This window comes from Alphaproteobacteria bacterium (assembly GCA_018063245.1).
In the GTDB taxonomy this organism is placed as follows: Bacteria; Pseudomonadota; Alphaproteobacteria; order JAGPBS01; family JAGPBS01; genus JAGPBS01.
Window position 1 is genome coordinate 19589 of sequence record JAGPBS010000026.1, and the last position, 9107, is coordinate 28695.

The window sequence follows — 9107 nt, forward strand, 5'->3', positions numbered from 1 at the left end:
GAAACGCTACCCCTCAATAAGCGTCTTTTGCAGAGACTTGAATCGCTTCTGAACGCTTTCGCCATAAAGAGCATCAAAATTGGTATGATCTGAAGACCTTGTCATCAACGACAGGGTCTTTTTCTCTTCATCCCACGAGAGATCAACTTCATCAAGCAGAGATGCATCACCTATTGAAAGGCTGGAAGCAAGTCTGAGAGCTCTGCCGAAGAGTAAAATCACAAAAAGCTCTTCCTTGTTAAATTCCTTCAGAAAATCCTTATGCTCGAATTTATTAAAATCACCTGTGTAACGCACAAACAAAGTCATGGCGATAAAGAGTCTTTCATGATGCGATGCACCTGGCAATGACAAATAGGCAATTCGCCAAAAGGCAATTTTCCCGCGCGCTTCTGAATGATCCATCCAGGCAAGATCAATTAACGTCGCACTCGCTTTTAAAAGACGTTCATAACGCTGAGGAATCAAACTCATAATATCAGAAAGCCACGTCACATAATCAGGCGCTTGCTGAAAACGGGCTTGACTTTTGGCAAGCATATCACAGCATAAAAACAATGGATCTTTCTTTTGCTCATCCTCACTAAGCGTTTCAAAGAAAATGCCTTCTTTGAGCCCATAAGAAGAGAAGAGAACCGTTTCCGCCTTACAATGATGCAAAAGAGCCAAAAGCGCCTTGCCATAATAGGGCAAGAGCGCTGCTCTTTTACCTGAAATGCTCGGATATTCTATCTCAAAGTCATCACGGCGATAGCCATTCTCATGCTGCCTGATCACTCTTTTGACAAAATCCTTCATCTCATCGCGTGGGACAGAAAAATGATGAACGTTTCTTGGCTCATACTTGATATGATCAATGTAAGCCTTTCCGATTGTCCTGAATCCACCCCCCACGAGATAGAGATCTCCCTTTTCTTGCAGCCTCGGTTCATCTTCTAGCACTTTGAATATTTTCTTCAAGTAATCATCGAGATCTTCTCCTGCTTCATCGATGTCCTGACATTTCAAACCCCCAGCCAAGATTGAATTGATGAAATCAATTTCATCTGGATCAAGATAAATCATTTCAAGCGAAACACCCCCCAAATCAGCGACAATACCTTTAACAGAATGAAGTCCTGATCTGACGCCAAGCGCAGAGTAGTATGCCTCTTCCCTTTCTGTGAGAATTCTCACCTTAAAGCCTGTGTCTCGTTCAATCTCAGAGGCAAACTCTTTCCCATCAACAGCTTCTCTCATCGCGGCGGTCGCAACAGCTTGCACCGAGTCAACACCAACATGCTGAATCACTTTCACAAAACGGTGAAGTTGCATCATAACTGCTTCTTTGGCTGACGGATTCAATTCACCTTTTTTGGAAAAGCCCTTCCCGAGACCACACAGCGCCTTTTCACTGAATAAAGGAATATAACTTCTGTTTTCAACATCAAAAATCCCGAGCCGCACTGAGTTCGATCCAATATCAATAACCGCTAATTTCTGAACTCTACTCATCTTGTTGCTCACCTCTTCTGGATAAAATAGTCATGAGCACTAAATGCTCCAGCACCTGATTTTATGCGCTCATAGTTCCCTTCAGCATCCAAGATCCAACTTGATGCCTCATCTTTTAAATTGGTCACCATAATGTGTGAGAGAACATGCTTCTTCACCTTAGCATCCTCAAGCGGCACCAGCACTTCAACGCGTCTGTCCAAATTTCGCGGCATCCAATCAGCTGATGATAAAAAAACCAAAGCTTGATCTGATGGCAGCGCCGCGCCATTTCCAAAACACAAAATACGCGCATGTTCTAAAAAGCGTCCAACAATGCTTTTCACGGTGATATTGTCTGACATATCCTTTACGCCTGGCCGCAAGCAACAGATTCCACGCACCACTAACTGAATTTTCACGCCTGCATTTGAGGCCTCATAAAGTTTATTGATCATTTCAGGATCAACCAAAGAATTCAGCTTCAACCAGATCGATGCAGGCATTCCTTTTTTTGCAAATTGAATTTCGGCATCAATATAGGTGAGCAACCTATCGCGTAAAGTTAACGGCGCAATCGCAAGCTTCTTTAATTTTTTTGGCAAGGCGTAACCTGTCATGTAATTAAACATAAAGGCTGTATCTTGGCAGAGAACAGGATCGGCAGAAAAAAACGAAAGATCCGTATAGATTTTTGCCGTGATCGGATGATAGTTCCCTGTTCCGAAATGCACATAAGATTTTAAATCATGCCCATTTTGCCGAATGACAAGCGAGACTTTCGCATGTGTCTTTAAGCCTGTCACGCCATAAATCACTTGAGCGCCAGCTCTCTCTAAGTCACGCGCCCATTGAATATTTTTCTCTTCATCAAATCTGGCTTTCAACTCGACCATAGCTGTGACTGATTTCCCCGCTTCAGCTGCTTGAATGAGAGCTCTTACAATTGGCGAATCATCACTTGTCCGGTAAAGCGTTTGCTTAATAACAACAACCTTTGGGTCTCTAGCCGCTTGCTGCAAGAACTGCACCACCACATCGAAACTTTCATAAGGATGGTGAACAATAAAGTCTCCTTGATCGATCGCTGCAAAGCAATGACTATCAGCATCTAACAAACGCTGTGGATATCGGGGCGTAAAAGGAGGATACAAAAATCCCGCCTTTTTATCACGAATGAGCTCTTCAATATTTGCAATACCAACGAGTTCGTCTTGAACAAAAACATCTTCTGATGCAACGCCAAGCTCGTCTTGCAGAAAGGCCTGGAGTGACTTTGGCATTTCATCATTAATAGTTAGGCGAATCACATTCCCCTTGCGTCGTTTTTTAAGAGCATTCTCAAAGGTTAAAACAAGATCTTCGGCCTCTTCATCAATGTACATCTCGGTATCACGCAAAACACGGAAAAGGCCATGAGATTCAATTTCATGATCAGGAAACAAAATGTAAGCATAGCGCAAAATAAGCTGCTCAATGGAGACAAAATGATGTTTTCTCTGAGGCAGTTCAATGAATCGATTATAGTGAGTTGGCAATGCGATAAGCGCTTTATGCGATATCTTCTTCACCCGATCACAAAGTTCAAGAACCAGCGAGAATCCCAGATTTGAAATAAAAGGAAAAGGATGTGATGGATCAACTGCAATTGGCGTCAAAAGCGGAAAGATCTCTTTCAGAAACAACCCCTTGAGCCAGACCTGTTCCTCTTGAATCAATTCCTCTTCCAAATGATTTGTTTCGAGCAAAAAAATCTCACTTTCTTCAAGCTCAGATTTGAGCTGTTTCCAGGTTTTTTGCTGATGCTGAATGATTTTTTTGACTTTTTCTTGCAGCAAGCAGAGTTGCTCTTTGGCTGTTCTGCCATCATGGCTGAGCTCTGTAATATTTTCATGAATCTGGGCCTTCAGGCCGGCGATGCGCACCATATAAAATTCATCAAGATTCTTGGCTGAGATTGATAAAAACCGAACCCGCTCGAACAAAGGATTATGAGCATTTTTTGCTTCTTCCAGGACGCGATTATTGAACTTCAACCAAGACAATTCCCGATTGAGATAGAGTTCAGAATCAGCAGGTTTTTTATCTTTCTTCATCTTATTACTCATATAGTCCAAATATTATTAAATAATATAGTACCCCATATTAACGAAAAGCCCCTAATAAAATTTGAATAATAACGTATTGAAGAGGGAAAATTGCCGAGATTGAGTACAGATTTCTGAAACTTCTTTCTAAACCGAGCAAAGAATATCTTAAAATATTCAGCACCAGGGGCCAGGTTTCTAAGGTATTCTGGGTTTTAAGCGTATTACTCCTGAACCCAACCTTGCTCAACCAGAAAATCGTAGAAGTAATTATTTTCTATAAAAACAAACTCTGGATATCTTTTGCCGAGCACACAATCATTCATAAATTTATCGAATGACTCGGCAATCAATTTTGGAGGCTCATCAAAGTAATCCATACCAAACATCCAAATCTTTTGATCATGAGGACTAAATACAAAAATATTACCCCCTGCATCTTTGGCAAAAGGATAGTAACCTGCTGAGTAATCCCAATCTATGAGTATTTCTTTAAATTCTCTTACACTCGGGACAAGCTGACCTGTACTACTTAAGAAATCACACCAATCTATTGTAAAACCATCAAATTCACGATGTAGATTGAGATACTCCTCAGGTAAGCTAAAATCAATGTTTATTTTATCTAGTATTAAAACTTCAGATATATCTCCAAACCAACACTGATTACCTAAGTGCTCATCACCGCTCTTAACTTTATCACAGATCAATCTTATTTTTTCATTAATTGTTAATATCTTTGACATTTTTGATAATCACCTTCTTAATTTTTGTCCCTTCTGGAACAGTCTTCAATTGATGCAATAGCTGAGATCCTAAAGAAGAATTCACTCGCTGATCAAGCATACCAAAATTTAACATATTATCTAAACCATTCACCTGTAAATCTTGAATATGGTCAACTTGCCTAACTTCGAGTACACTTTTAGAGCTTTAACTCTTTCAGGTTCTGTTGAACCCCACATGGATTTAGCACGATCTACAAGATTCTTTCTATACTGCCTTGTCAAGTTTTCATTCCTCACTATCGGTCTTTCAGCAACTGATAGTTTGCCTCTATTTGCTAAGTCTTTCAAGGCTTCAACTTTTTTATGAAAATCCCGAGGATCCATGCCAGGTTTATACTCAAGCTCAACAGTAACCCCTGCTTTGCCACCCATCGCTTCGGCTGCTCTTGATGCAATGCCTGGCTTGGCAATTTGAGAAGTTCGTTCAGTTATTTTAGTACCCTTATTCGCCGCTGATACAACATCTGAAACAGCTTCTGCTCCTTTACTGCTCTGGATAAGCTTTTTGGTAGTACTAACTCCTTGTATAGCGCCTTTTGTTAATTTTGCTCCCTTTAATAAGCCTCCCGCAGCAAGCATCGGATCAACAACAAATTCACCCAAATGACCAGCATCAACAGATAAACGTTCATTGCCTGTAGTCATCGCCAATTTTTGACTATAAAATTTAGTACCAGCACCCCATTTATGCATTAAACTGCCGGTTCTATCTTTTAGCTTTTTAAGATCACTCGCAAAAGGGGCTAGGTTTCTGTAATCTTCAGGATTCTGAAGATTACCAGATAATACACGTGTATAATCATACTTAGCATCCAGGCCAGAGTTACCATATAATTTATGTGCATCACGCTTTAGCTCTGACCATTGAAAGGGCGAAGATGGATCCACATCTCGCTCACCTTTTACAGATGCAACTCTCATCTGTTGTAAAGGCGCTTCTGGTTGTGGCTTTACATCTTCTGTTACTGAGCTTCGAGGAACAAACACCTCATAATTCATCTCTGCATTAAAAATATATCCTGATTTTAGACGAATTTCAGGACGACGATCCCCATCTCTAAAAGCTTGTTGTGCTTGTTCTCGATCTTGGTAGGCTTGTACTCCCTGAATAAAAAGGTCTCCTCCGTAACCCTTGACATCCGCTGAAACATATTGGCGATGATAGGCTTTGATCTTTGCCATATCTGCGATTGATAGCGAATCATAATTCGCATCCATCTCTTCTTGAGTAACAATTCCTCTTTCTACCAGTTGGCGAGCCTTCTTTTGTCTTTTCTTTTCCCATTTCTCCATTTCCTTCTGTCCAAGATATGTATTATTCTCAGCGGCTCTGCCGCCGGTTTCGATTGCGCCACTGATGTCTTTGACATCACCATTCAGGGTAAGGGCGATGACGCTTGAAGCAAATCGAGCCAAGGCAATACCTTGCTCTTTTGAGTCAACATCTCCCGCTAATTCTTTATACGCAGAAGCAGTCAGCTCGCCTCCCACTGCTGTTGCTGCGTGAATCAGTGGATTTTGCCCTAGAGCAAGACCACCCATTCCGCCAACAATACCGTGAGACAGCAAATGCTCAGCTGGACTCATATATGGAACATCATCCGCCATATAGGCAAGATCCGGATGCTCAGCTTTGAAGGCTTCTGCCTCCTCTGAGGCATGATAGGCCTCACCAATCTTCTGTGCCGCAAGGCCAGCACCAAAGTCAACAATGCCTCCGATTGCGTTCGATTTGAGAGAGTCTTTGAGATTCTCGCCCCCAATCGTTGTGCTTACAGCAACATTCACACCGCGGTGGATTGCAACATTCTGCGCTCGAGCAGCAACACTCGTTGTGCTTGCAGGTACATTAAGAGCTCCTGAAACCCCATGCACTGCGCCAGCTGTTAGTGCTGTCATTGCAAAGCTTTTCATTTGATTCTTGCTCGTCAAATCCTTGGCAACGAGTCGTGGATCGCCCTTGTTATTGATACCACTGATCACAGCAGAGGTGATTGCGGCTTTGCCAACAGCAGTGGCTGCTGCTGTACCCATGGATCCTAATGTGACTGTACTTGCTGTAGTTGCCACAGCACCACCCGCTGCGACCGTTCCTGCTGCTGTACCACCTGCCGCAGCTGCGCCTCCTGCTGCTCCCGCTAGGGGGGCAGCAGTTCCGCATGTCAAAGCAGCAATTGCAATGGCAACCGCAATTGTGAATTCAGGCGTCATCCCACTGTGCTTATACTTCCAATGCTTATGATACTCTTTGAGCAAGTGAACTTGAACATCAGGGTCTTTCGCGAGCTCAGCAAGCCAAGCTGTATCTGGATTTTGAGAGAGAGTAGAATTCTAGCGTTTTGATTCCATGAAGGTAATCAGCTCTGAGCATTCAGCATCATACATTTTGGAGCGTTCTTTCAGGAGCTCAATCCCTTTACGCACAGCTTCTTCCTGATCAGGCTTGTAAGTTTCATGAAATCTTTTAAGCTCAACTGTATTGAAAACAGAGATCATGAGGCGCCTCAAAGCTTCAAGGCTATTTTCATCACCTTCTTCATACCGATACTTCATAAATTCGCCAGGTGTTGGGCGTCTCGGATAAGCTTCGTCTGCTGATCGAAACTCAACACCTTTACATTTTTTGAGCTTTGCAGCGAGGGAAGGATGGATGATTTCTTGTCGTGTTCCGTGTAAATAGGCGAGACGAAATGGCTCCATGCCTTCCTTTTTAAAAACTAATCTTTTGATTTCAAATCGATCCTGCGATAAACATTCCTCATCTCTGTAAAACAAATCTGATTTGTCGCGATCAATACAATCGATGTTATTTAAAACGTTGATTGCATAATAATCATGATTCTCAAAGGGGGAATCATTTTTATCAAAATTTTTAATGACAACTGAAAAAGCTTGAAATTCGCCAGGACAATCATTTTTCAAAACATCTAAAACACGTCGATGAACAATCATAGGTGCCCCATCATAACAACATAAGAAATCATATTTAGTAAAATCATCTGGCAGTGCCTTAATGCCGAAAATAATGTCATATTTTTTTTCTTTTATTCTTTTACTGAAGTACAAATTTGAAAGATCAAAACTTTTCGGAGGCTCAAATCCATAATACTTCAAAATATGCTTATTATAAGGCCCCCCTTTATCAAAAACAAACAAAGGATCGCTATTAGTATTTTTAATCATTTTACTACCTACTTTTTCAAAATCATAATTTACCATTCTGGGTTTAATCGTTTCATCATCCATTCATTATGCAACCCTTCAGCTTGTGGCTGAAAGTTCTTATTCAGAGGAATATCACCACTTTTTAAAAGAGCTCTATGAGGCGCAAGGGCTTTATTAACCTCCTCAATAGATCTCTGATGAGACCATCCATGTAACATGGATTCATATTCAACTTTCCTAATAGACTCATCTATCATTTTTATAACTTCTTTTAAATGAGGGCCCTGATGGATAGACCGTTTTGCGGTAAACAAGGGGCCTCCTTCAACAGTTGGCAGAATCATTTTATTCGCCCGCTGATGTATATCATAGCCAATTTTCTTCAAGAATTTATCATCTCCTAAAGCTTGAGGAATAATATGATGAACTTGGGTCTTTTCAACGCCTTTAACTTTACCATCTTTACCACGCTTTATTTCAGGTTTTACCCTAAGATCTATGTCTCTCGCAACAGATTTTTCAGCTTGATGAACAGCGGCTTGTTCTGCTTGATGAGCAACTGTTTGTGTGACTGCCTTGCCAGCAGTTACATTAGCAGCCGTCCGCGCACTTAAGCTTGCACCTTGTTTTGCAGCGGCAACTGCATCAGCAAAGCCTGCGCTACCTTGAGCAGCACGAGAAATTGCACGAGCACCTGAAGCTCCTTTAATCACTGCCTTTCCAGCTTGAGCAACCTTTCCAGCACCGCCAGCGGCATTCAATGGATCTGCGACAAGCTCAAGAGCAAGCGCTCCGCCAAATCCTGCAGTGACTGCAACATGCGGATTACCCGTTACATTAAGAGCTAGTTTTTGAGTAGCGTTCCGAGTCTTTCCACCCCACTTGGCAGACAATCTATCTTTTATATCGCCAGCTATCTTAAAGTATTCAGCACCAGGGGCTAGGTTTCTGAAGTCATCAGGGTTTTTTATCTGGCCTGAATAGGCTGCAGCATACTCAAACTGAGTAGGTGAATGAGGATTTATAGCCGACATTAATTTGTTAGCATTTCTCGCATGTTCCTTGCTTTGAAATGGTTCAGAAGGACCCACATCATATGGACTTCTTATTGGTGACCATTTCTGTGGTGGTGTTGGAGTGGATGGTTTTTCTTCAGCTTGAGTCAACTGTTTATAAGCTGAGTACTGTTCAAATAATTGAATTCCGCCATATACCATTCCTAAAGGACTCAGGTCTGTTGTGAGTGTTGATGTTGCTTTTGTAACTTTCGCTAGCTGAAAATCACCTCTCAAAACATCGAATTGCGCCTGTCTTCCTTCTTTGTGTGCATCATAAGACATCTCTCCAAGACCCTTGGTGTCTTTAGACACAGCACGCCTATGATCAGCTCTGATTTCTTCTAAATCAACTAAAGTCAGTGAGTCATAGGCTTGATCCATAATCTCTTGAGAGACAATACCTTGCTTTACTAAACGACGCGCTAGCTTTTCTTTTTCTTTTTCCTGCTCTTCATTCCATTCTTTGATTCTTTCCTGGCCGCTTAACGTATTAAACTCAGCAGCTCTGCCGCCGGTATCGATTGCAATGGAGACAT

At 41.8% G+C, this 9107-nt stretch carries 6 protein-coding genes; all 6 read right to left on the reverse strand.

The window, feature by feature from the left end; genetic code table 11:
* Positions 1 to 6 precede the first annotated feature (6 nt).
* Entirely contained in the window at positions 7 to 1494 is a 1488-nt protein-coding gene (locus KBF71_05060) for a Ppx/GppA family phosphatase (GenBank protein MBP9877687.1), read from the reverse strand.
* A gap of 8 nt (positions 1495 to 1502) precedes the next feature.
* Positions 1503 to 3581: an RNA degradosome polyphosphate kinase gene (locus KBF71_05065; GenBank protein ID MBP9877688.1), complete on the reverse strand. Its 2079-nt coding sequence runs from the start codon at positions 3579 to 3581 to the stop codon at positions 1503 to 1505.
* Positions 3582 to 3784: 203 nt separating this feature from the next.
* Positions 3785 to 4306: an SMI1/KNR4 family protein gene (locus KBF71_05070; protein MBP9877689.1), complete on the reverse strand. Its 522-nt coding sequence runs from the start codon at positions 4304 to 4306 to the stop codon at positions 3785 to 3787.
* 129 nt (positions 4307 to 4435) lie between these two features.
* Positions 4436 to 6559, reverse strand: a complete 2124-nt coding sequence (locus tag KBF71_05075) for a DUF637 domain-containing protein (protein ID MBP9877690.1) — start codon at positions 6557 to 6559, stop codon at positions 4436 to 4438.
* A 120-nt stretch (positions 6560 to 6679) separates the two neighbouring features.
* Positions 6680 to 7594, reverse strand: a complete 915-nt coding sequence (locus KBF71_05080; protein MBP9877691.1) for a hypothetical protein — start codon at positions 7592 to 7594, stop codon at positions 6680 to 6682.
* Positions 7561 to 9107 (reverse strand): AHH domain-containing protein (locus KBF71_05085; protein MBP9877692.1); only part of this gene is annotated, 1547 nt, incomplete at its 5' end. The genes KBF71_05080 and KBF71_05085, both read right to left, overlap by 34 nt.